The following is a 22,386-nucleotide window of genomic DNA, read 5'->3' on the forward strand; positions in this document are numbered from 1 at the left end:
GCAATAAAAACGCCGGACTGTGCCGGCGTTAACCTGAGGAGAATGGCGCGTTACTGCCCTTCTCGCTTCGCCTCATCACGCAATTCGCGACGTAATATTTTGCCGACGTTGGTCTTCGGCAACTCGTCACGAAACTCGATAATCTTCGGCACTTTGTAGCCGGTGAGCTGGCGACGGCAATGATCCAGCACTTCTTCTTTCGTCAGTGAAGGATCTTTCTTCACGATGCACACTTTTACCGCTTCGCCCGACAGATCGCTGGGAACGCCAATCGCCGCGGCTTCACGCACTTTCTCATGCTGCATCAGCACATCTTCGATCTCGTTAGGATACACGTTAAAGCCTGACACCAGAATCATGTCTTTCTTACGATCGACGATGCGAATAAAGCCTTCGCTATCAACGGTAACAATATCACCGGTATGCAGCCAGCCATTTTTCAGCACTTCATCGGTAGCGTCGGCGCGCTGCCAGTAGCCGGTCATCACCTGCGGTCCGCGAATACACAACTCGCCCGGTTCACCTGGCGCCACATCCTTGTCTTCATCATCGACGATGCGCACATCGGTGGACGGCACCGGCAAACCGATGCTGCCGGTATGACAGGTAATGTCATACGGATTCACTGACACCAGCGGCGAACACTCGGTCAGACCGTAACCTTCCAGCAGATAGTGTCCGGTGAGTTTTTCCCAACGCTCGGCGACCGCTTTTTGCACCGCCATGCCGCCGCCGGCTGACAGGCGCAGCGTGGAGAAATCGAGCTTATTGAAATTGGCATCATTCAGCAGCGCATTGAACAAGGTGTTCACGCCAGTAATGGCGGTAAATGGGAACTTGCTGAGCTCTTTAACAAAGCCGGGAATATCGCGCGGATTAGTGATCAGCAGGTTGGTGCCGCCAAGGTCAAGGAACAACAGCCCGTTCACCGTCAGCGCGAAGATGTGATAGAGCGGCAGCGCGGTCACCACTTGCTCTTTGCCCGGACGCAGCAGCTTGCCGTAAGTAGCTTTAGTCTGTTCCAGATTGGCCTGCATATTGCGGTGCGTCAGCATCGCGCCTTTGGCCACGCCGGTGGTACCGCCGGTATATTGCAGGAAAGCGAGATCGTCATTGGTCACGGTTGGGCGTTGATAGGTCATCTGTTCGCCCTGCGACAAGGCGCTGCGGAACGGGACCGCGCCCGGCAGATGGTATTTTGGCACCAGCTTTTTCACGTATTTAACGACGAAGTTCACCAGCGTGGCTTTCACCGGCGCCAGCTGATCGCCCATACGCGTTAACATCACATGTTTGATCGGCGTTTCGGCCACCACTTTTTCCAGCGTGTGGGCAAAGTTCGAGACGATCACTATGGCGCTGGCGCCGCTATCAACGAGCTGATGCTTGAGTTCACGCGGCGTATAGAGCGGATTGACGTTGACCACCACCATGCCAGCGCGCAGTACGCCAAACAGCGCGACGGGATATTGCAGCAGATTGGGCATCATTAGCGCCACGCGATCGCCTTGCTTTAATCCTAAACCTTGCTGCAGCCAGGCGGCAAAGGCGCGGCTTTGCTTTTCCAGCTGCCGATAGGTCATCGGCTGGCCCATATTGATGAAAGCCACCTGATCGGCGTATTGCTCTGTTGCGTGCTCGAAAAGATCGACCAGAGAAGCGTAACGATCCGCATTAATTTCCGCAGGGACATCTGCCGGATAGCGTTTGAGCCAAACCTTATTCAAAGAATCACCCCGATAATCCTGTTGCGTAGCCATCTCCGCCTCGACAATCAATGTTGTTAACAATATTTTAACTGATTGTACCAGTTTGCCTGTTTCGGCATTTTCAGGTTGCGAAGCGCATCACTAAATTTCGCGCATCGGTTGCGCGCCCAATAAAAAGGCCCGTTCGCACGCACCGCGACCGGGCCGTAAATAACACCATTAATAGCTTATTCGGTGAGGATAGTTTGTACCTGCGCCGGTTGGCCAAGGTTCATACCCCAATACGGATTGGGTCCCCAATATCCCGGACGATGGCGCGTTGGGCCATACCAGATGTAGGGATCAATCGGCTGCGGCGGCGTCATCACCTGTTGCGTCAGATGCCAGCGCTGATAGCCGCGCACATCGATCACCACAAAGTTGTAGCTGGCCTTACCAATATCGCCTTTCTCGGTGCCTTTGATGTTGCCCAGCACCGTGATGTATTGGTTATTCAAATCGACCGGATCGACAAAGCCGCGGATGTCAGCAAAGATGCGGCCAACCGAAGCTGCGCCTAAACGCGGACGCGCGCTCTCATCCAGCGGCTGGGTCGCAATTTCCACGCGCGTTAAGCCGTTGAGATTGGTGACCTTTACCACTTTCCCGCCGAAGCGTGATTCCTGACCGACAAACAGTTGCGGCGCGTTCATCACGCGCAGTAAATCTTGCTGTGGAAGCTCAGAACTTCCTTTAATTGAATCTGGCACCGAAACACAGCCGCTGAGCAGCATTGCGCAGGCTAACAGAGCGCCAGACATCCCTTTACGACTTATTGGCATAGCACTTCTCCTGTTATTTCTCTGATTAGACTGAGCACGCGAAGATAAGTTGCGCGCGGCCTAGCGTCCCGGCAACTTTTTCCATGCCACTTCATTGCGCAGATAAACCGGCTCGGCATTCTCCACCGCAACTGCTTCATCACGCTGCCAGGCGCTGAGCGCCAGCGGCAGCATATCTTCCGCCGCCGGTAACAATACCTCTGAGGCAATAAGCTGCGCGCCTGGCGAGGTGAGCAGATGCGGATAGGCTTGCCAGCCGGTGCCAACAGCCGTCCATTCGCCACCTAATGCGGCAATACGTTGCTGCGCCACGTCGGGTTTGATCACCGCTTCGGTTTCCGCGCCCTGCCATTCACCGTTTTCGTCGCGCTGATATTCAGCCCAATAGAGTTCGCCCATGCGCGCGTCGATTGCGGCCAGCACGCGCGTCGCGCCGGTCAAACGCCACGCGCCCTGCGCCATGGTCGCTAACGAGGAGACGCCAATCATCGGCAGATTCGCGCCAAGCGCCAGCCCTTGAGCAATGCCAATGCCGATACGCACACCGGTAAAACTGCCCGGTCCACGGCCAAACGCCAGCACGTCAAGCGCGGTCAGCTCCAGCTGCTGCGCCTGCAACAGCTCCTGAACCAGCGGCAGAATACGTTGGGTGTGATCGCGCGGGGCGATTTCAAAGCGGGCATCAATCTGCTGCAGATTTTGCAGCGCGGCAGAACAGGCTTCTGTCGCCGTGTCCAGGGCTAAAATTCGGGCGGACATAACAACCTCAGAGAGTCAAAATGGCGCGCATCTTATCACAGCCTGGCACAATTAGTGATCCACTGGCTGACGGACAAATTCGATGGCACGCGCAATATCGCGGGTGCGCGGCGTGGGTGGCAAACTGTTCAGGAACAGGCCGCCGTAGGGGCGAGAAACCAGGCGCTGATCGCAAATCACCAGTACCCCGCGATCTTCGGTATCACGAATCAAACGCCCCACGCCCTGTTTCAGGGTGATTACCGCATCGGGCAGTTGCACATCATTGAAGGGATCGCCGCCGCGCAGGCGGCAATCTTCCATGCGGGCTTTGAGCAGCGGATCTTCCGGCGAGGTAAATGGCAGCTTGTCGATGATCACCAGCGACAGCGCATCGCCGCGTACATCGACACCTTCCCAGAAGCTGCTGGTGGCGACCAACAGCGCGTTACCGGCTTCCAGGAACTGCTTTAGCAGCTGTCCTTTACTGGTTTCACCTTGCAGCAATACCGGCAACGTCATGGAAGCACGAAACTCAATGGCTAACTCGCGCATCATCTTGTGCGAGGTGCAGAGGAAGAAGCAGCGGCCTTTGTTGGCATCAATCAGCGGCTTCATCATGCGCGCCAGCTGGCGCGCGCCGCCGGGATGATTGGGTTCCGGCATGTTGCGTGGCACACACAGCAGCGCTTGCTGGGTGTAATCGAACGGGCTGTCGAGGATCATCGTAGTAGCGTTATCCACCCCGAGGCGGCTGGAGAAATGGCTCATCTGCTCATTCACCGCCAGCGTGGCTGACGTGAAAATCCACGCAGCTTTGCGGTTATCCATCACTTCCCGGAAGCGTTCCGCCACCGACAGCGGCGTCAGCGCCAGCGTGAAATGGCGGCTATTGCACTCATACCAATAGCTGAAGCCGGGCTCGTCAATGGCGCGCAGCCGTTTCAGGCGCGTGCGATACAACGCCGCGCGCTCAAAGGCGGCGTCCAGCAGCGCAGAGCGCCCCAGCGACAGTTTGATCACGTCGTAACAGAGTTCGAGCGCATCATCCAGCAAGGTAAACATGCGCATGATGTTGTTATCGCTCAGCAGATCGCGCAGGTTGCCGCGAAAACCCGGTTCGCCGAGCGTCAAACGAAAATCCTGCGCGCACTGCGCCAGACGATCGGCAGATTTCTGCAGCTGCTGCACATCCCGCACTTCGGTGCGATAGGCGATGATGATGTCTTTGGCGAGGTCCTGCAGTTGACGGCTCGACAGCTGCTGACCGAAATACTGGCTGGCGATATCGGGGAGCTGATGCGCTTCATCGAAGATCATCACATCGGCCTCCGGGATCAGTTCGCCAAAGCCGCCCTCTTTCACCACCAGATCGGCAAGAAACAGATGATGGTTCACCACCACCACATCGGCGTCCATGGCTTTTTTGCGCGCTTTGACCACGAAGCAATCTTTATACAGCGGGCAATCGCTGCCGAGGCAGTTATCGTTGGTGCTGGTGACGAACGGCCAGATCGGGCTGTCTTCGGCCACGCCGTTGCAGTTGCTGACGTCGCCATCGGTGGTTTCTGACGACCAGCCGCGCACGCTGATCAAATCGCCCAGCGCCTGAACGCTGAGATCGCCGCCGGTTTGATTCTGCTGCTCAAGACGTTCGAGGCATAAATAGTTGGAGCGTCCTTTAAGCAGCGCAGTTTTGCCGCTGAACTTAAGGGCACGCGCGATGGTAGGCAGATCGCGATTATAGAGCTGATCCTGCAACGCTTTGGATCCGGTGGAAACAATGACTTTTTTCTTTGCCCGCAATGCCGGCGCCAGATAGGCATAGGTTTTACCGGTTCCGGTGCCCGCTTCTACTACCAGCTCGCCGCCTGTTTTCACCGCCTCGGTTACCGCTTTGGCCATTTGGCGCTGTGCTTCACGCGGTTTAAAGCCCGGAATTGCCTGCGCCAGTGCGCCATCAGCTGCAAAATCGTCTGCCACACTTCCTCACATCAAAAATTAAAACCACTGTAATTATGTCAGGATTCCCGGCGGGCAACCACAACAGATGACATGCGCCCCTGGGATATGGCAGGCTAGCGCAGCAAAATTAAAGGAGAACAGCATGACCATTACGCGTATTGATCCAGAGCACCGTATGTCCGAAGCCGTGGTGCATAACCAAACCGTCTATTACACCAGCGTACCGGAAAACCTGGATGAAGATGCGGAAGCGCAAACCGCCAATGCGTTGGCGGTGATTGACGCCATTCTGACGCGCGTGGGATCGGATAAGAGCAAGATCCTCGACGCCACCATTTTTCTGGTGGAGAAAAGCGATTTTCCGGCGATGAATCGCGCCTGGGATGCGTGGGTTTCGCCAGGCAATGCGCCGGTGCGTTGCACCGTGCAGGCCGGTTTGATGAACCCGAAGTATAAAGTCGAAATTAAAATCATCGCCGCGCTGTAAAATCCGTTCGGGCGTTATTCGTTGTCGTCTTCTTCATCCTCGTCGTCTTCGAACATCGCCCGAATGGCTTCACCTTTATAGGTTTGACGAATCTCCTGCGCCACCTGCGCAATCGCCTGTCCGCTCGACATACCGCCCGCCATCAATTCCTGGATGCGTTCAACCGCTTGCTGCTGTTGCTCATGGGATAACGCTGGAAGACCTGTAAACATAATTCACTCCTGGTGCATGGGGGACGCATTATTACCACGTGGAACAAACGGGTGCCAGCAACAAAAAAATATGTCAGGCTAGCGACCTGCTTGCTGAAGTGATTTGTCCAATGATGGTAAAAAGTCTCGTTCTGAAGTATACGCCCGAAACGCTGTTAGACCTTTTTGCTCCGCTAGCCCACCAACGCTGGGCGATGTTGCTGACCTCCGGCCAGGCCGATCATGCGGATAATCGCTTTGATATCCTCACCGCCGATCCGCGCGCGACGCTGACTACGCGCGGTGCCAGCACTGAAATTATCTGCGGTGATGACGTCATTCACTCCGCCGCCGACCCGCTGTTGCTGGTGCAACAACAATGTGCCGCGCTGGGTGTCACGCCGGCTTTTGATGCCGGGTTACCGTTTCAGGGCGGCGCCCTCGGCCTGTTCGGTTACGATTTAGGACGACGCTTTGAAGACCTGCCGCAGCGCGCGCAGCAGGATCTCACCACGCCGGATATGGCGGTGGGCATTTATGACTGGGCGCTGATCGCCGATCACCATCTGCAAAAACTGACGCTGGTTTCGCTCACCGATGCCGGGCAGCGCTGGCACTGGCTGCAAGCACAAACCGCGCCGCCCGCCGAGCCTTTCGCCTTGACCAGCGAGTGGCAATCCAACCTCAGTTATGACCAGTATGCGCAGCGGTTCCACGCGGTGCAGGCCTATATTCAAGCCGGTGATTGTTATCAGGTGAATCTGGCACAGCGTTTTCAGGCGGGCTATCGCGGTGATGAGTGGCAGGCCTTTTTGCGTCTGACGCAGGCGAATCGCGCGCCGTTCAGCGCCTTCCTGCGTTTGCCGGATAGCGTGCTGCTGAGTTTATCGCCAGAGCGCTTCCTCGCTTTACAGCAGCAGGAGATTGAAACACGTCCGATTAAAGGCACTTTGCCGCGTCTTGCTGATGCCGAGGCCGACCGTTTGCAGGCAGAGAAGCTCGCCAACTCGCAGAAAGATCGCGCTGAGAACCTGATGATTGTCGATCTGCTGCGCAATGATATTGGCCGCGTGGCCGTGCCCGGCAGCGTCAGCGTACCGGAACTGTTCGTGGTTGAACCTTTCCCGGCGGTGCATCATCTGGTCAGCACCGTGCGTGCACGTTTGCCTGAGACGCTGAGCGCAACCGATTTGCTGCGTGCTTGCTTCCCCGGAGGTTCCATCACCGGCGCACCGAAGATCCGCGCGATGGAGATCATTGAAGAGTTAGAGCCGCATCGCCGCAATGCCTGGTGTGGCAGCATCGGCTACATCAGCCTGTGTGGCCGTATGGATACCAGCATCACCATTCGCACGTTGATTGCGGAAAACCATCAGCTTTACTGCGCCGCCGGTGGCGGATTAGTGGCAGATAGCGACCTTGATGCCGAATATCAGGAAACCTTCCATAAGGTGAACCGTATTTTGCCCAGCCTGCGTGATGGGACCTGAAATGAATTTAACCCTTGAGCAGTTCCTCAGCCGCTTTGTCCTGCAACCGCCGCTGCATGCGCCGAAAAGTGCCATCAGCGGACGCCGTGCGGCGGTACTGGTGCCGGTGATCGACGGCGCAGAACCTGGCTTGCTGCTCACGCGGCGCTCATCACACCTGCGTAAACACGCCGGGCAAGTCGCCTTTCCCGGCGGCATGCAGGATGCCACAGACACCTCGCTGATCCACACCGCACTGCGTGAAGCGCAGGAAGAAGTGGGAATTCAGCCGGAACAGGTGCAGATCATCGGTGTTCTGCCGCCGGTGACCAGCAGCACCGGTTTCGCTGTGACGCCGGTAGTGGGCATTATTCCGGCTGATTTTGCTTTGCAGCTCAATCCGGACGAAGTGGAAAGCGCCTTTGCCATGCCGCTGGCGGAAGCATTGCGTTTGAGCCGCTACAGCGATCTCACCTTGCGCCGTGGTCATCGCCAACATCAGGTTTGGTTATCCTGGTATGAGGATTATTTTATCTGGGGCATGACCGCCGGGATTATTCGTGCGCTCGGTCAACAAATCGCCCTGCCGTAAATCACCTAATGCTTGCCAGTTAAACTGTCTTTTTGCTTCAGATCTGGTGCGGGCTCTGACACATCTGCTGCGTCACGGGCCGTCCTCGCGCCGCTAGCGCGGTGCCTTCGGCTTCCACGTCGTGCCGACGGACCGTTCGCGGATCGGCCATCCTGGCCGGCCCCGAACTGCCTCACGCATCCATGCGTGAGGCTCCTGGCCCAACGTAAAAGCCTCAGCGCTGCGAATGGCCCTTTTGCCACAGCAGACGCGCCAGCGCCTTTAGCAAATGAGCCCCTTTCATCAACATACACTGAAGCTTCAGAGCAGGCCGGGGCCGCTTTTGGGCAGGCATTCCGCAGCGCTGAACGAAGCGAGGAAGCCAGGAGAGCCCGCAGGACGCGGGCGAAAGGCGGAGCCGGGACAAGGAAGTCCCGTCTCCGCCGGTCCGTCAGGCAGACGAGCGAAGTGAAGGTACCGCGTTAGCGGCGCGAGGACCGCCGGACCAAAAGTGGCCCCGGCCAGCTCACTCTTCGTTTGCTGACCAAACAAACAATGTGCCGTAAAACCCCGTTTCGTTAGCCTTTCGCCGGGAAAACCGATCCGCTTCACAACTGTACAAACGGATAACTATTTCTGGGGTTTATAATTAGTTTATTTCATGCGAAAAGCTGCTCGTTATACGGCATGGGCGATTACTATTAGCCGCATAAACGGCTTATGCCGTGCAGAATAAGATTTGTGAGGAGTGTCACCGGTGATTAGTGTTTTTGACATGTTTAAAGTGGGCATCGGCCCATCCAGTTCACATACCGTCGGCCCGATGAAAGCGGGCAAGCAGTTTGTTGATCTGCTGGCCGAACAAGGCAAATTGCAGGACGTGACGCGCGTGGCGGTTGACGTCTATGGTTCGCTGTCGCTCACGGGCAAAGGTCACCACACTGATATCGCGATTATCATGGGCCTGGCGGGCTTCGAACCGGCCACCGTGGATATCGATGGCATTCCTGCGTTCATTAAAGACGTGGAGCAGCGCGAGCGTCTGCTGTTAGCCAACGGCGCGCGCGAAGTGGATTTCCCACGGGAAGGCGGCATGGTGTTCCGCAGCGAAAACCTGTCGCTGCATGAAAACGGCATGACGGTATTTGCTTTCGCGGGCGATCTGCTGATTCTGAGTAAAACCTACTACTCCATCGGCGGCGGTTTCATCGTCGATGAAGAGCATTTCGGCCAACCGGTGTTGAACGAAGTTTCCGTGCCGTGGCCTTTCCACTCTGCTAAAGAGCTGCTCAGCCACTGTCGGGAAAGTGGGCTGTCGCTGTCCGGTTTGGTAATGAAAAACGAACTGGCGCTGCATACTCGCGACGAGATTTACGCCTATTTTGGCAACGTGTGGCAAACCATGCAGGCCTGTATCGATCGTGGTCTGAATACCGAAGGCGTGCTGCCGGGTCCGTTGCGCGTACCTCGTCGTGCGGCTTCACTGCGCCGTCTGCTGGTGTCATCCTCAAAGCACTCGAAAGATCCGATGGATGTGATCGACTGGGTGAATATGTTTGCGCTCGCAGTGAATGAAGAGAACGCGGCCGGCGGTCGTGTGGTGACGGCACCTACTAACGGTGCCTGCGGCATCGTGCCGGCAGTGCTGGCCTATTACGATCACTTTATCGAACCCGTTACGCCCGATATCTTCATCCGCTACTTCCTCTCTTCTGGTGCGATTGGCGTGCTGTATAAAATGAACGCCTCTATTTCGGGTGCCGAAGTGGGCTGTCAGGGCGAGGTAGGCGTGGCGTGTTCCATGGCAGCCGCCGGTCTGGCGGAACTACTGGGCGGCAGCCCGGAACAGGTGTGCGTGGCGGCGGAAATCGGCATGGAACACAATCTGGGATTAACCTGCGATCCCGTCGCCGGCCAGGTTCAGGTGCCGTGCATTGAGCGTAACGCCATCGCTTCCGTGAAGGCCATTAACTCCGCGCGCATGGCGCTGCGCCGTACCAGTGAACCACGTGTGTCGCTGGATAAAGTGATTGAGACCATGTACGAAACCGGTAAGGACATGAACGCTAAATACCGTGAAACCTCTCGCGGCGGATTAGCGATTAAGGTCCAGTGCGATTAACGCTTCGCTGGTGATTTAAACAACAGTTGGCTATTTTTATTCATCTGTAGCTACCTCCAACTGAGTAAAACAGATACATTGATTTCGAGCGCGGCCCTTTGTGGCCGCGCTTTTTTTAGTGCCGTATTTTTTATTCAGCCGCGCTAAACCTGGCCGCCTCAATGCCGATAACCTACACGTTAATTTGGCTTCAATCTTTGTTTTGCAAGGTGGTTACTGATGCTCATTCCCCAGCAATTTGTGGGTCAATTTCGCCGTAAGCGACTGCTTATTGCGTTAGTGATCGCCTCGCTGGTTCTGGTCCTGACGCTAACTTTTCGTTATATCGAAGAGAAATCGCGCATTGAGCAGCAGTCGCTGAATTTCGCCACCCGCGCGATTGAACGCTTTGATCGTATGTTCTCGCCGCTGGATGTTTCCGCCAACAACACACTCGGTCTGGTTGGCGTACCTTGTGCGCAAGTGCGTTATCCGCTGATTGAGAAAATTGCCGCGCTGCAAACCGTGCGCACCGTGCTGCTGGTTAAGGACGACGCGCTCTACTGCTCCAGCATTTTTGGCCCGCAAAACCTCTCCTTCAGCCAAACCTATCCTGAATTAGCTATCAATAATCAGCGCATGATGTTGGCCACGGACAGTGATCTGTTGAAAGGATCGCCGGTGCTGCTGCTGTGGACGCCAAAATCGCTGGATAATCGCGAAGGTCTGCTGCAAGTCATTAATATTGAATTGATGACCAATTATCTGCTGGAGCCGCAGTTGCCGTGGGTTGAGCGCGCCATTTTCAACGTGGGTGGTCAGAGCCTTGAATACGGTAATCCGCTGATTGAACAAACTGAACCGTCTGAAGATGAAGTGGCGTACGATCAGGCATCACTGCGCTATCCGTTTAGCATCACCTTGTACGGCCCTTCTCCCGCCCGGCTGGCGCTTAACACGCTACCTTCACAGCTGCCGCTGGCGCTCATGCTCAGCCTGCTGATGGGGTACATCGTCTGGCTGGCGACCGCCAATCGCATGAGCCTCAGTTGGCAGATCAGTTATGGCATCACCGCTAACGAATTTATGGTTTATTGCCAGCCGCTGATTAACGCCAAAAGCGGCGAGTGTGACGGCATGGAGCTGCTGCTGCGCTGGCATAACCAGCGTCAGGGCTGGATTGCGCCGGACGTGTTTATTCCGTTGGCCGAGCGGCAAAACCTGATCGCGCCGTTGACCCGCTTCGTGCTGGCGAAAGTCGTGGCTGAGCTGCCCAATCTGCCGCAATGTCCGTCGTTCCACATTGCGATTAACGTTGCCGCCAGCCATTTTCGCGATCGCGCCATTGTGGAAGATCTGCAAAATATCTGGTGGCCGGCCAATCCCATGCCAAAACTAGTGGTTGAGCTGACGGAGCGTGACGCTTTGCCCATCATCGATCAATCGGTGGTGTCGCAACTGCATGAAATTGGTGTGCGTCTGGCGATTGATGATTTCGGTACCGGCCACAGTTCGCTGGCTTATCTGAAAGACCTCCAACCGGATGTGCTTAAAATCGACAAGATTTTCACCGCCGCCATTGGCACCGATGCGATTAACGCGACCGTTACCGATATGGTGATCTCGCTGGCGCAGCGCCTGAATATTTCACTGGTGGCGGAAGGTGTGGAAACTGCCGAGCAGGCACACTATCTACGTGAGCGCGGCGTCGACCATCTGCAAGGCTATTTCTACGCGCGCCCGATGCCGATTGAGGATTTCCCGCAATGGCTGGAGCAGCATCAGGCGCAGCTAAGCGCATAAAAAAACGGCCACTCCTTTTGGCGTGGCCGTTATTGTTTACTTCAGTCCGATGACTTACCCGGCGTGTTCTTCGTGATCGAATGGCTTATCTTTGGTGACGCGCACCAGATCGATACGGTAATCGGTCGCCTCAATCACCTGGAAGTGCAGCGGCGGCAAATCAATCACTTCGCCGGGCAGCGGCAACTGGCCTTTCTGTGCAATCAACAAACCGGCTAGCGAGGCGTGATCTTCATCGGCTTTCACCAACTCGTGATGATCCAGCAGCTGTTGCAGCGAGTGTAAATCGGTCCCGCCCTTCACTAACCAACCGTCACCATCGGCAATGATATCTGGCGTTTCGTCTTCATCCGGGAACTCACCGGCAATCGCTTCCAGCACGTCCAGCGGCGTGATTAAGCCCTGCACCACACCAAATTCGTTGGTGACAATTACAAAGCTACCTTTAGCACGGCGCAGCACGCCCAGCAGATTGATTGGGTCCAGGGTTTCCGGAACCACTATCGCCGGCGTGTTAGCCGCAAAGGTCGCCACATCCATGCCGTGTTCCAGCGCCACCAGCAGCTCTTTGGCACGCACCACGCCGATGATTTCATCCAGCTCACCGCGACATACCGGGAACAAGCTGTGTGGCGTATCCAGCAGCTGAATACGAATTTCATCCAGCGGACGCGAAACATCCACCCACGAAATGTTACCGCGCGGCGTCATGATGCTACGGATTGAACGCTGCGATAACGTCAATACGCCGTTGATCATGTAGCGCTCTTCGTCCTTAAACGCTTCCTGCGGCATCGCTTCGGTCAATGAGGTTTCTTCAGTTGTCGTCGCTTGCTTACGCTGGCGTCCACCCATCAAACGCAGAATCGCTTCTGCGGTGCGTTCACGCATCGGGCGGTGTTCCTGATGCTTAATAAAGTTACGGCGCGCAATCTGGTTAAACAGCTCAATGATGATCGAGAAGCCGATCGCAGCGTACAGGTAACCTTTGGGAATGTGGAAACCAAAACCTTCGGCCACCAGCGACAAACCAATCATCAGCAGGAAGCTCAGACACAGCACCACCACAGTTGGGTGTTCATTCACAAAACGCGTCAGCGGTTTCGAGGCCAGCAGCATGACGCCCATGGCGATCACCACGGCGGTCATCATCACCGGCAGATGGTTCACCATGCCGACCGCGGTAATCACCGCATCGAGTGAGAACACCGCATCCAGCACCACGATTTGAATCACCACCGCCCAGAAGCTGGCGTAGCTCTTATTGCCCTGATGTTCGAGCCCGCGGTTCTCGAGCCGCTCATGCAGTTCCATGGTTCCCTTGAATAACAGGAACAAACCACCAAACAACAGAATTAAATCTCGTCCGGAAAAGCTGAAATCGCCTACGCTGAATAGGGGCCGCGTCAGCGTCACGATCCAGGAGATCAGCGACAGCAAGCCAAGACGCATCACCAGGGCGAGCGACAAACCAATTAGACGGGCTTTATCGCGCTGCTTCGGCGGCAATTTGTCCGCGAGGATGGCGATAAACACCAGGTTATCAATGCCGAGAACAATTTCCAGCACGATCAGCGTGAGCAAACCCGCCCAAATTGAGGGGTCGAAGAGAAATTCCATCAATGACTCCTTACCGGACGTAAAGGCGCACGAAATTGAGTCTGCACCAGAGGGCGAGACGAGAGATCGTTACAGGCGGTGATAACGCTGAAGAGCGTGGAAGCGGGCGCGGAAAAGCGCTGAGAACATGTTGAGCGACGTCGGTGACGGTCCATAAAGGTGAGCTGAAGCCCGTTACTCCTGAATAAAAAACAGAACGCTAATGTATCAGTTACATCAACGACGTCAAAAAAATTTATTACATTTACAAATATCTACGTTAACGCAGGAATATCGAACAAAAGTGCACATTAGCACCGTTACGCGCGAAATAGCTGACAAACATCACATAATTTATTTTTTCGATCACTAAAATAAATCGCGACCTTATCGCTGTGCAGCGGATTGTTGCGTTTTATTTATTGATGCTTTTTCTCTATCACATCATTAACGATCCACCTGAAACACTAACGGTAATTTTCAATGATTCCCGGCAATGCCAGAGAATCTCTCACGCGAACGGAGGTAGCAAGTGACCATTGCTATTGTAATTGGTACACATGGCTGGGCGGCAGAACAGTTGCTTAAAACAGCAGAGATGCTGTTGGGTGAGCAGGAAAATGTCGGATGGATTGATTTCGTTCCCGGCGAAAATGCAGAAACGCTAATCGAAAAGTATCAGGCACGGCTGGCCGATCTCGACACGTCAAAGGGCGTGTTGTTCCTGGTCGATACCTGGGGTGGCAGTCCATTTAATGCGGCCAGCCGCATTGTGGTGGATAAGGATGGCTATGATGTCATCGCTGGCGTCAACATCCCGATGCTGGTGGAAACCTTGATGGGACGTGATGACAACCCATCGCTGGAAGAACTGATTCACATCGCGGTGGAAGCCGGTCGTGAAGGCGTTAAAGCCCTCAAAACTGAAACGCCAGCGCAAGCCGCAGCTGCGCCTGCTCCGGTTGCAGCGAAAGCGCCTGCTCAGCCGCAAAAACCAATGGCTGCAGGCGATCACATGAAAATTGGCCTGGCGCGTATTGATGACCGCTTGATTCACGGGCAAGTGGCCACGCGCTGGACCAAAGAGACCAACGTTACCCGCATCATCGTGGTGTCTGATGAAGTGGCGAACGATCATGTGCGCAAAACGCTGCTGACGCAGGTGGCCCCGCCGGGCGTTACCGCGCACGTGGTGGATGTCGATAAGATGGTTCGCGTGTGGAACAACCCGAAATATGGCAATGACAAGGTGATGCTGCTGTTCACCAATCCCACCGATGTGGTGAGGATTGTCGAGCAAGGCGTGGACATTAAGTCGGTCAATATTGGCGGCATGGCGTTCCGTCAGGGCAAAACCCAGGTGAACAACGCGGTATCGGTGGATGAAAAAGATATCACGGCGTTCCGCAAACTTAATGAGCGCGGTATTGAACTGGAAGTACGTAAAGTGTCCAGCGATCAGCGACTGAAAATGATGGACCTGATCGCCAAGGTCAATCCGTAGTTCGCCCTTTGCCTGCATACGTGGGCGAATTTTAGAGACCTTGCAGAGGAGAAATGCAATGGAGATAACCACGCTACAAATCATTTTGATATTTATTGTGGCCTGTATTGCCGGGATGGGATCGATTCTTGATGAGTTCCAGTTCCACCGTCCGCTGGTGGCTTGTACCTTAATTGGTGCGGTCCTCGGTGATATGAAAACCGGTATCATCATCGGCGGTACGCTGGAGATGATTGCACTGGGCTGGATGAACATCGGTGCGGCCGTTGCACCGGATGCGGCGCTGGCTTCGATTATCTCAACCATTCTGGTTATTGCCGGTGGTCAAAGCGTGGGCGCCGGTATCGCGCTGGCGATTCCGCTGGCTGCGGCCGGTCAGGTTCTGACCATCATCGTGCGTACCATCACCGTAGCCTTCCAGCACGCCGCCGATAAGGCAGCCGAGAAAGGTAACCTGACGGCGATCAGCTGGATCCACGTATCCGCGCTGGTACTGCAGGCGATGCGTATTGCCATCCCAGCACTGATCGTGGCGATTTCTGTCGGTACTCACGTGGTTCAGGAACTGCTGAACTCAATTCCAGACGTGGTCACCAACGGCCTGAACATCGCCGGCGGCATGATCGTGGTGGTGGGTTACGCGATGGTCATCAACATGATGCGCGCGGGCTACCTGATGCCGTTCTTCTACCTTGGCTTCGTTACTGCAGCCTTCACCAACTTCAACCTGGTTGCGCTTGGCGTGATTGGCGTGGTGATGGCGGTGCTGTATATCCAGCTGGCACCGAAATATAACCGCGTTGCAGGTGCTGCAACCAGCGGTCCTGCAAACAATGACCTCGATAACGAACTCGACTAGGAACAGGTGAAATCATGGTTGATACAACTAACACTCCAAAGAAACTCACCCCCGGCGATGTCCGCGGTGTGTTCCTGCGCTCTAACCTGTTTCAGGGTTCGTGGAACTTTGAACGTATGCAGGCGCTGGGTTTTTGCTACTCAATGGTGCCGGTGATTCGTCGCCTCTATCCAGAAAACAACGACGAACGTAAACAGGCGATTAAACGTCACCTCGAGTTCTTCAACACCCATCCTTACGTAGCGGCGCCGGTGCTGGGCGTTACCATGGCGATGGAAGAGCAGCGTGCCAACGGTGCGCCGATTGATGATGCGGCGATTAACGGCATCAAAGTGGGTCTGATGGGTCCGCTGGCGGGTGTGGGCGACCCGATCTTCTGGGGTACCGTGCGTCCGGTGTTTGCTGCGCTGGGTGCCGGTATCGCGATGAGCGGTAGCCTGCTGGGTCCATTGCTGTTCTTCATCCTGTTTAACGCCGTGCGTCTGTTGACGCGTTATTACGGTGTGGCGTATGGCTACCGTAAAGGCGTGGATATCGTCAGCGATATGGGCGGCGGTTTCCTGCAGAAACTGACGGAGGGCGCGTCGATTCTCGGCCTCTTTGTCATGGGGGCCTTGGTTAACAAGTGGACGCATGTGAATGTGCCGCTGGTGGTGTCGCGCATTACCGACCAGACCGGTAAAACCACGGTTACCACGGTGCAATCTATCCTTGATCAGCTGATGCCAGGCCTGATTCCACTGCTGCTAACCTTTGGCTGTATGTGGCTGCTGCGTCGTAAGGTGAATGCGTTGTGGATTATCGTCGGCTTTTTCGCCCTCGGTATCTTCGGTTACTGGATCGGCCTGCTCGGTCTGTAATCATCCCGCCGGGAGCCCTGCTCCCGGCTAATATTGAGCGGCATTATTTGAGCGCCCACGTTGAGATAATTTCGCTTGAGGAAGAACACCTAATGTCACTGACTGACGCCCTGATCGCGCTGCTGATTGCAGGCTTCATTCTGTTCGCCATCTATGATGAAGCGATCCTGCCGCGCCGCAATGGCCCGACAAAACTGCGCGTCGCACTGCGCCGTCGCCATAAAATCGATAGCGCCATTTTCGTGGTGCTGCTGCTGATTCTGCTGTGGAACAACATTGATAAACATGGCACACAACTCACCACCAATTTGCTGATGGTGCTGTGCTTTATGGCGATTTGGTTATTCTGGGTTCGCAGCCCGAAGCTGTTGATGAAAGAAAATGGACTGTTTTTTGGCAGCGTGTGGATCGACTACGGTCGCATTCAGAGTATGAATCTGTCAGAGGATGGCATTCTGGTGATGCAACTGGAGCAGCGCCGCCTCCTGATTGCTGTCAAACAGCTTGATGACCTGGAACGGATCTACAATACGCTGGTGGAAGCGCGTTAATCGCGCTGCCATAACGTCAGCACAAAGTCGGCATCACAGTTAAACTCGCTGGATGCCGCCAGGTTCTGCCACACTTCTTCACGTGCACGCCAGGCAAATGGCGTCATCTGCAATAAGCTCACCGCCTCACTTCCGCTCAACGTCATGCTGTAATGCAGGTTTTGTTGATCGACCTGCCTGAAGCCGGCATACACTTTCTCTTCCGCCGCGTGCAGCTGCACTTCGCGATAAATCAGCGCCTTGAATTGCTGCAAGTGATGCGGTCCCGGCGTCACCGTTAGTAGGTAACCCCCCGCTTTGATCGCGCGGCTCAGCTCATCTTCATTGCAGGGCGCATAGATGCGCACCACGCCATCCAGAGAAGCATCAGCAAAAGGTAAACGCTGGCTGGACGCCACGCAAAATTTCACCTCGCGATAACGTTTAGCGGCCATGCGAATCGCTGCTTTCGCCACATCCAGACCAAAGAGTTGCGCCTGTGGTAACGCATCGGCCATCGCCGCAGTGTAATAACCTTCCCCGCATCCGAGGTCTAACAGCTGTGTACCTTGCTCACCCAGATGCTGCGCGAGGATCCCGGCGACAGCCGCGCGCAACGGCTGATAGTGTCCGGCATCGAGGAAGGCGCGTCGTGCCTGCAGCATCTCGGCGCTATCGCCCGGTTCGCGCGAACCTTTGTGCTGCACCGGCAGTAAATTGACGTACCCTTCTTTCGCCTGATCAAACTGATGACCTGCATCACAGCGGAAGCTATTCACCTGCTGCAATAAAGGCTGATGACAAAGTGGGCAAATCAAAGACATAGATAACTCCGGGTTAGCAATTCGCGGCGCAGTTTACCCTGATCATCTGGCTACAGAAAGGATAAAAGAAAAAGCCCCGTTCAGTGAACGGGGCTTTAGGATTCGTTTCAGTGGTGCATGGCACCGAGCCTGAGGGCGAAATCAGATTGGGGTAACGTTGACCGCAGCAGGACCTTTCTGGCCATCCTGGATTTCGAACTCAACGCTTTGGCCTTCAGCCAGAGTTTTAAAACCATTGCCCTGGATTGCAGAGAAGTGTACGAACACATCTTTGCTACCATCAGCAGGAGTAATAAAACCAAAACCTTTAGACTCGTTGAACCACTTAACCTGACCTTTAATCTTTGCCATTTCGCAAATTTCCTTTCAATGATTATATTGCCCGCAGGCAGACTTACAGATAAACCAGAGACATTACTGAATGAGGCACTAATTTAAGGTTCGGCAAGGAAGCGGTATTCAACGTCAACGTCTTTACTCGTAACTTCTTTACTGAAGATGCCATACATAAACAGAACTGTACCTCGTTTGACCTACGATTTGTTATCACATATCCGTAAATTAATGGCAAGCCATTTTTAAACGGTGATCGACGTGACGCACATAATTAGTTAATAGGCGCGGCACTTCATCAATCAACATATTGACACCCAGCGCGGAAGGTGCGCAAAAAAAGGTTATCAGTCAGTATAGTTAGCGCTTGATTGCCGCTTAGTCAAGCGCAGCGGCAATGTCTATATTGGTACAATTTTAGGGGTTAACAGTACGACAAAAATATTGCACTAATATGGCATCAATAAAATATTCCACTGAAAACTTCGCTCGCCACACAACAACTGCGCGCCGTTCAAATCTTGTACAAATAGTTTTCTCAGGTATAAGTTATTAATTGCTTTGCACCAAAATCAGGAGAAACCAATAATATGCGCCCCATATAAACGCATTAACATTAGGTGGCATTTATCTCAATTTTAACTATCTACCCAACAATTAAATGTTAAAAAGAACATTGAAGAGCTTGATTTAACAAAAACTCCTTAGGATAAATCTTAGTTGATATTCATTCGGGCAGGGATTGTTGCTATTCATACCTGGCTTAGAAGGGAATTTACTAAAAGTCATTATCCCGCCACGCACCATTTCAGTGCGCATCGGTTGCCATAATGGCGATTATTTCACCCCTTTTAACGGCTTAACGTTCCGGGATCATCCGAATAAAATCGCGTTTTTCATCCGCGTCTTCATCCGCTGGTGGTTTTGCTGTGGATGGCTGTGCGTCAACCAGACGGCGCAGGAGCGCATTCTGTTTCTTTTGCTCTTCGATAACGGCTTCCAGCAAACGGATCTGCTCACTGGCGCGCACGCTAGCCCGGTTGACAAAGAACCAGACAATAAAGGCCACAAGAATGATGATGGCCAGAACGCCATAGTTAAACAGCGGGCTGGTGTTTGCGGCTAATTCGTTCATAACTGCCTCTATAGTCAAAAATCAAACATCTACTCCGCCGCTGATTCTACTCGCTGCCGACGCAAAAGATAATGGGTAGCGACGGAAAGCAGATTATCCCGCCTGCCCTCTCTTTCAGTTATCTCTGATCGATTCGATGGCTAAAGCGCGGCATGCTGTTACAGTAGATTCGCAGCAAGGTTGGATGCGCTGCGTTGTGTATCACAAGGAGATAAGATGAAACTACTTATTCGGACGATTATGCTGGTGGCATTAATTTGGTTAGCGATGCTGCTGACCGGCTATGGCGTACTCACCGGCAGCAATAAGAATGCGGCGGGACTGGGGCTGCAATGCAGCTATCTGACCGCACGCGGTATGATTACGGCACAGTATCTGCATACAGACAGCGGTATCGTCGGCGTAACGGATTGTCCACTGCTGAAGAAAAGTGGCGAAGTGGTCGACAATTAAGCGTTGAAACGGGCTGGCAACAGCCCGTTTTTCATTTCAGAAAGGATAGTTGTGGTAGCCCATTTGTTCAGACAGATTGCGCGCCGCACGATGCAGCATCGCCACATACTCATTTTTGGCTTCTTCGGAAAAACGAATGGTGGGGAACGAGATGCTTAGCCCCGCAATCACCACGCCAAAACGGTCAAATACCGGCACCGCGATGCAACGTAAGCCCTCTTCCTGCTCTTCATTATCTTCACCAAATCCCTGTACTTTTACCTGATCCAACACCGCCAGCAATGCTTCTGCAGTGACAATGGTTTTCGCGGTACTGCGGCGGAATTCCACTTCGCTCAGGATCTCCTGCACTTCAGCGCGATCGCGCCATGCCAGCAGCACTTTACCAATCGCGGTGGTGTGCAGTGGATTACGGCGGCCGATGCGCGAATACATACGCAGGTTATAAAGAGAATCGATTTTATGGATGTAGACGATGCTGTCTTCTTCCAGCGCGCCGAGGTGAATGGTTTCTTTAGTCAGACGCGACAGCTCACGCATCTCAATATCGGCGCTACGAATCAGATCGACGTTCTGCAACGCTTTGGCGCCGAGTTCGAACAGCTTGAGCGTCAGCGAGTATTTCTCACTTTCTCCTTCCTGCGCCACATAGCCAAGCGATTTCATGGTCTGTAAAAAGCGATAAACGGTACTTTTTGACATCATCACGCGTTGGGACAGTTCGGTGATGCCGTGATCGCGCTCTTCGCCCAGCGCCTGCAGAATGCCAAACACTTTCATCACTGATGAAACCGAGTCTGGCTGTTTATCATTATCACTGCTCGCCATGGCGCGTATCCTTTTTGACAGTGTTTCAAAAAAAACGGAACAGAAGCGCCAGTATATGCGTTTCAGCCTGATGGCGGCAACGACTGACGCTAAGTGACACATCCACACGTAATTTTATGTCAATGAATGCGGTGCTTTTCGGCAGCGAATTGATTAGCATGATGATATTCACTCTCTTTACTTACTTTACTTATGCCTTCTACTGTTGCCCAGGATGGATTACCCCTTCCACAGCGTTATGGCGCGATCATCACCATTGCACTCGGTATTATGATGGCGGTGCTGGATGGAGCTATCGCCAACGTGGCCTTACCAACCATTGCGCGTGAATTGAATGCCAGCCCAGCCGAATCGATCTGGATTGTTAACGCCTACCAAATCGCCATCGTTATTTCGCTGCTGTCGCTGTCGTTTCTCGGCGATATGCTCGGCTACCGCCGCGTCTATCAGGTTGGACTCGCGCTGTTTATCGCTACCTCACTGTTTTGCGCCCTCTCCTCATCGTTGAATACGCTGACCGTGGCGCGTGTGCTGCAAGGCTTTGGTGGTGCCGCATTGATGAGCGTGAACACGGCGCTGATCCGCATCATCTATCCGCAGCGCTTCCTCGGGCGCGGTATGGCGATCAATTCGCTGATTGTCGCGGTCTCCAGCGCGGCCGGTCCAACCGTAGCGGCGGCGATTCTGTCTGTCGCCAGCTGGAAATGGCTGTTCCTGATCAACATTCCGCTCGGCATCGTTGCGCTGTGGCTGGCGTTGCGTTTCCTGCCGGATAACACCCAGAAAGCCAAACAACAGAAATTCGACGTGCCAAGCGCGGTGATGAATGCGCTGTTCTTTGGCCTGCTCATATCTGCACTGAGCGGTTTCTCGCAGGGACAAAACGGCTGGCTGATTGTGGCCGAATTGGTGGCATTGGTGTTGGTGGGCATTGTTTTCGTTCGTCGCCAGTTAGCGATGCCGGTGCCATTGCTGCCGGTGGACTTGCTGCGCATTCCGATCTTTTCACTGTCGATAGGCACCTCAATTTGCTCGTTCTGCGCGCAGATGCTGGCGATGGTGGCGTTGCCGTTCTTCCTGCAAAACGTGCTGGGCCGGGATGAAATGGCAACCGGCTTGCTGCTCACGCCGTGGCCGCTGGCAACCATGGTGATGGCACCCATTGCAGGTCGCCTGATCGAGAAGTTCCATGCCGGATTATTAGGCGGATTGGGATTAGCGATGTTCGCTGCCGGGCTATTCCTGCTGGCGCTTTTACCGACGCAGCCAACTGACGTGGATATCATCTGGCGCATGATGCTGTGCGGTGCCGGTTTCGGCCTGTTCCAGTCGCCTAACAATCACACCATCATCACCGCAGCACCGCGTAACCGCAGCGGTGGTGCCAGCGGAATGCTGGGTACCGCGCGTCTGGTGGGACAAAGCAGCGGCGCGGCGCTAGTGGCGCTAATGTTTAATCTGTTTAACGACAGCGGTACACACGCCTCACTGCTGCTAGCGGGTAGCTTTGCCAGCGTCGCTGCCGTAGTGAGCCTGGCGCGCATGACGCAGTCGAGGCAGGCTGCTGAGTCATAGAAACAGCAAGGGCGCCATCTGGCGCCCTTTT

Annotated in this window: 22 protein-coding genes; 11 read left to right on the forward strand and 11 right to left on the reverse strand. The window is 54.4% G+C overall.

The window, feature by feature from the left end; translation table 11 throughout:
* Nucleotides 1-50: 50 nt before the first annotated feature.
* The 4 genes from fadD to yoaA all read right to left on the reverse strand — a co-directional run bounded on the left by fadD (nucleotide 51) and on the right by yoaA (nucleotide 5,251).
* A complete protein-coding gene (gene fadD, locus ACVLVH_RS05355) occupies nucleotides 51-1,727 on the reverse strand; it encodes a long-chain-fatty-acid--CoA ligase FadD (protein ID WP_146001316.1) in 1,677 nt (558 codons plus the stop codon).
* Between the two features lie 209 nt (nucleotides 1,728-1,936).
* The gene (locus ACVLVH_RS05360; RefSeq protein ID WP_101764197.1) at nucleotides 1,937-2,530 is read right to left on the reverse strand and encodes a Slp family lipoprotein; all 594 of its coding nucleotides are present in this window, start codon (nucleotides 2,528-2,530) and stop codon (nucleotides 1,937-1,939) included.
* A gap of 60 nt (nucleotides 2,531-2,590) precedes the next feature.
* Entirely contained in the window at nucleotides 2,591-3,289 is a 699-nt protein-coding gene (tsaB, locus tag ACVLVH_RS05365; RefSeq protein ID WP_101764196.1) for a tRNA (adenosine(37)-N6)-threonylcarbamoyltransferase complex dimerization subunit type 1 TsaB, read from the reverse strand.
* Nucleotides 3,290-3,340: 51 nt separating this feature from the next.
* Nucleotides 3,341-5,251, reverse strand: coding sequence for a DNA repair helicase YoaA (gene yoaA / locus ACVLVH_RS05370; RefSeq protein WP_176970030.1), 1,911 nt, complete (start codon nucleotides 5,249-5,251; stop codon nucleotides 3,341-3,343).
* A gap of 124 nt (nucleotides 5,252-5,375) precedes the next feature.
* Between yoaA and ACVLVH_RS05375 the strand changes: the two genes are divergently transcribed.
* The gene (locus ACVLVH_RS05375; RefSeq protein WP_061718729.1) at nucleotides 5,376-5,720 is read left to right on the forward strand and encodes a RidA family protein; all 345 of its coding nucleotides are present in this window, start codon (nucleotides 5,376-5,378) and stop codon (nucleotides 5,718-5,720) included.
* Between the two features lie 14 nt (nucleotides 5,721-5,734).
* Here ACVLVH_RS05375 and ACVLVH_RS05380 read toward each other — a convergent pair whose 3' ends face one another.
* Nucleotides 5,735-5,932: a YoaH family protein gene (locus ACVLVH_RS05380; protein WP_008110398.1), complete on the reverse strand. Its 198-nt coding sequence runs from the start codon at nucleotides 5,930-5,932 to the stop codon at nucleotides 5,735-5,737.
* Between the two features lie 110 nt (nucleotides 5,933-6,042).
* Here ACVLVH_RS05380 and pabB point away from each other — a divergent pair, with 110 nt between their 5' ends.
* The 4 genes from pabB (at nucleotide 6,043) to pdeD (ending at nucleotide 11,855) form a co-directional block, all read left to right on the forward strand.
* Entirely contained in the window at nucleotides 6,043-7,401 is a 1,359-nt protein-coding gene (gene pabB, locus ACVLVH_RS05385; RefSeq protein WP_192411699.1) for an aminodeoxychorismate synthase component 1, read from the forward strand.
* Between the two features lies 1 nt (nucleotide 7,402).
* Nucleotides 7,403-7,972 (forward strand): CoA pyrophosphatase, encoded by a 570-nt coding sequence (locus tag ACVLVH_RS05390; protein ID WP_137385915.1) that lies wholly within the window; start codon nucleotides 7,403-7,405, stop codon nucleotides 7,970-7,972.
* A gap of 736 nt (nucleotides 7,973-8,708) precedes the next feature.
* Nucleotides 8,709-10,073: an L-serine ammonia-lyase gene (locus tag ACVLVH_RS05395; protein ID WP_101764191.1), complete on the forward strand. Its 1,365-nt coding sequence runs from the start codon at nucleotides 8,709-8,711 to the stop codon at nucleotides 10,071-10,073.
* 219 nt (nucleotides 10,074-10,292) lie between these two features.
* Nucleotides 10,293-11,855, forward strand: coding sequence for a cyclic di-3',5'-guanosine monophosphate phosphodiesterase PdeD (gene pdeD / locus ACVLVH_RS05400; protein ID WP_192234061.1), 1,563 nt, complete (start codon nucleotides 10,293-10,295; stop codon nucleotides 11,853-11,855).
* 54 nt (nucleotides 11,856-11,909) lie between these two features.
* Here the strand turns inward: pdeD and ACVLVH_RS05405 are convergent, their stop codons facing one another.
* Nucleotides 11,910-13,475: a TerC family protein gene (locus tag ACVLVH_RS05405; protein WP_101764189.1), complete on the reverse strand. Its 1,566-nt coding sequence runs from the start codon at nucleotides 13,473-13,475 to the stop codon at nucleotides 11,910-11,912.
* A 511-nt stretch (nucleotides 13,476-13,986) separates the two neighbouring features.
* Here ACVLVH_RS05405 and manX point away from each other — a divergent pair.
* The 4 genes from manX to ACVLVH_RS05425 all read left to right on the forward strand — a co-directional run bounded on the left by manX (nucleotide 13,987) and on the right by ACVLVH_RS05425 (nucleotide 17,228).
* Entirely contained in the window at nucleotides 13,987-14,958 is a 972-nt protein-coding gene (gene manX, locus ACVLVH_RS05410) for a PTS mannose transporter subunit IIAB (protein WP_101764188.1), read from the forward strand.
* A 58-nt stretch (nucleotides 14,959-15,016) separates the two neighbouring features.
* Nucleotides 15,017-15,817 (forward strand): PTS mannose/fructose/sorbose transporter subunit IIC, encoded by an 801-nt coding sequence (locus ACVLVH_RS05415; RefSeq protein WP_064738889.1) that lies wholly within the window; start codon nucleotides 15,017-15,019, stop codon nucleotides 15,815-15,817.
* 14 nt (nucleotides 15,818-15,831) lie between these two features.
* Nucleotides 15,832-16,677, forward strand: coding sequence for a PTS mannose transporter subunit IID (locus tag ACVLVH_RS05420; protein WP_008110411.1), 846 nt, complete (start codon nucleotides 15,832-15,834; stop codon nucleotides 16,675-16,677).
* Nucleotides 16,678-16,769: 92 nt separating this feature from the next.
* A complete protein-coding gene (locus ACVLVH_RS05425; RefSeq protein ID WP_110866290.1) occupies nucleotides 16,770-17,228 on the forward strand; it encodes a DUF986 family protein in 459 nt (152 codons plus the stop codon).
* Here ACVLVH_RS05425 and rlmA read toward each other — a convergent pair.
* The 4 genes from rlmA to ACVLVH_RS05445 form a co-directional block, all read right to left on the reverse strand.
* Nucleotides 17,225-18,031 carry a 23S rRNA (guanine(745)-N(1))-methyltransferase gene (rlmA, locus tag ACVLVH_RS05430; protein ID WP_192411698.1) on the reverse strand — a complete coding sequence of 269 codons (807 nt, stop codon included), beginning with the start codon at nucleotides 18,029-18,031 and terminating at the stop codon, nucleotides 17,225-17,227. The genes ACVLVH_RS05425 and rlmA overlap by 4 nt on opposite strands.
* 141 nt (nucleotides 18,032-18,172) lie before the next feature.
* Nucleotides 18,173-18,382 (reverse strand): transcription antiterminator/RNA stability regulator CspE, encoded by a 210-nt coding sequence (gene cspE, locus ACVLVH_RS05435; RefSeq protein ID WP_008110414.1) that lies wholly within the window; start codon nucleotides 18,380-18,382, stop codon nucleotides 18,173-18,175.
* Between the two features lie 83 nt (nucleotides 18,383-18,465).
* Nucleotides 18,466-18,540, reverse strand: coding sequence for a DUF2627 domain-containing protein (locus ACVLVH_RS05440; RefSeq protein WP_110866451.1), 75 nt, complete (start codon nucleotides 18,538-18,540; stop codon nucleotides 18,466-18,468).
* Nucleotides 18,541-19,223: 683 nt separating this feature from the next.
* On the reverse strand, nucleotides 19,224-19,499 hold the full coding sequence (locus ACVLVH_RS05445; protein ID WP_008110415.1) for a YebO family protein: 276 nt from the start codon (nucleotides 19,497-19,499) through the stop codon (nucleotides 19,224-19,226).
* A gap of 216 nt (nucleotides 19,500-19,715) precedes the next feature.
* Here ACVLVH_RS05445 and ACVLVH_RS05450 point away from each other — a divergent pair, with 216 nt between their 5' ends.
* Nucleotides 19,716-19,952: a YobH family protein gene (locus ACVLVH_RS05450; RefSeq protein ID WP_008110416.1), complete on the forward strand. Its 237-nt coding sequence runs from the start codon at nucleotides 19,716-19,718 to the stop codon at nucleotides 19,950-19,952.
* A gap of 36 nt (nucleotides 19,953-19,988) precedes the next feature.
* Here the strand turns inward: ACVLVH_RS05450 and kdgR are convergent, their stop codons facing one another.
* Nucleotides 19,989-20,780, reverse strand: coding sequence for a DNA-binding transcriptional regulator KdgR (gene kdgR, locus ACVLVH_RS05455; protein ID WP_101764185.1), 792 nt, complete (start codon nucleotides 20,778-20,780; stop codon nucleotides 19,989-19,991).
* Between the two features lie 192 nt (nucleotides 20,781-20,972).
* Between kdgR and ACVLVH_RS05460 the strand changes: the two genes are divergently transcribed.
* Nucleotides 20,973-22,355 (forward strand): MFS transporter, encoded by a 1,383-nt coding sequence (locus ACVLVH_RS05460; protein ID WP_498948920.1) that lies wholly within the window; start codon nucleotides 20,973-20,975, stop codon nucleotides 22,353-22,355.
* The last annotated feature ends 31 nt before the right edge of the window (nucleotides 22,356-22,386 follow it).

Source organism: Kluyvera sp. 1366, assembly GCF_054823405.1.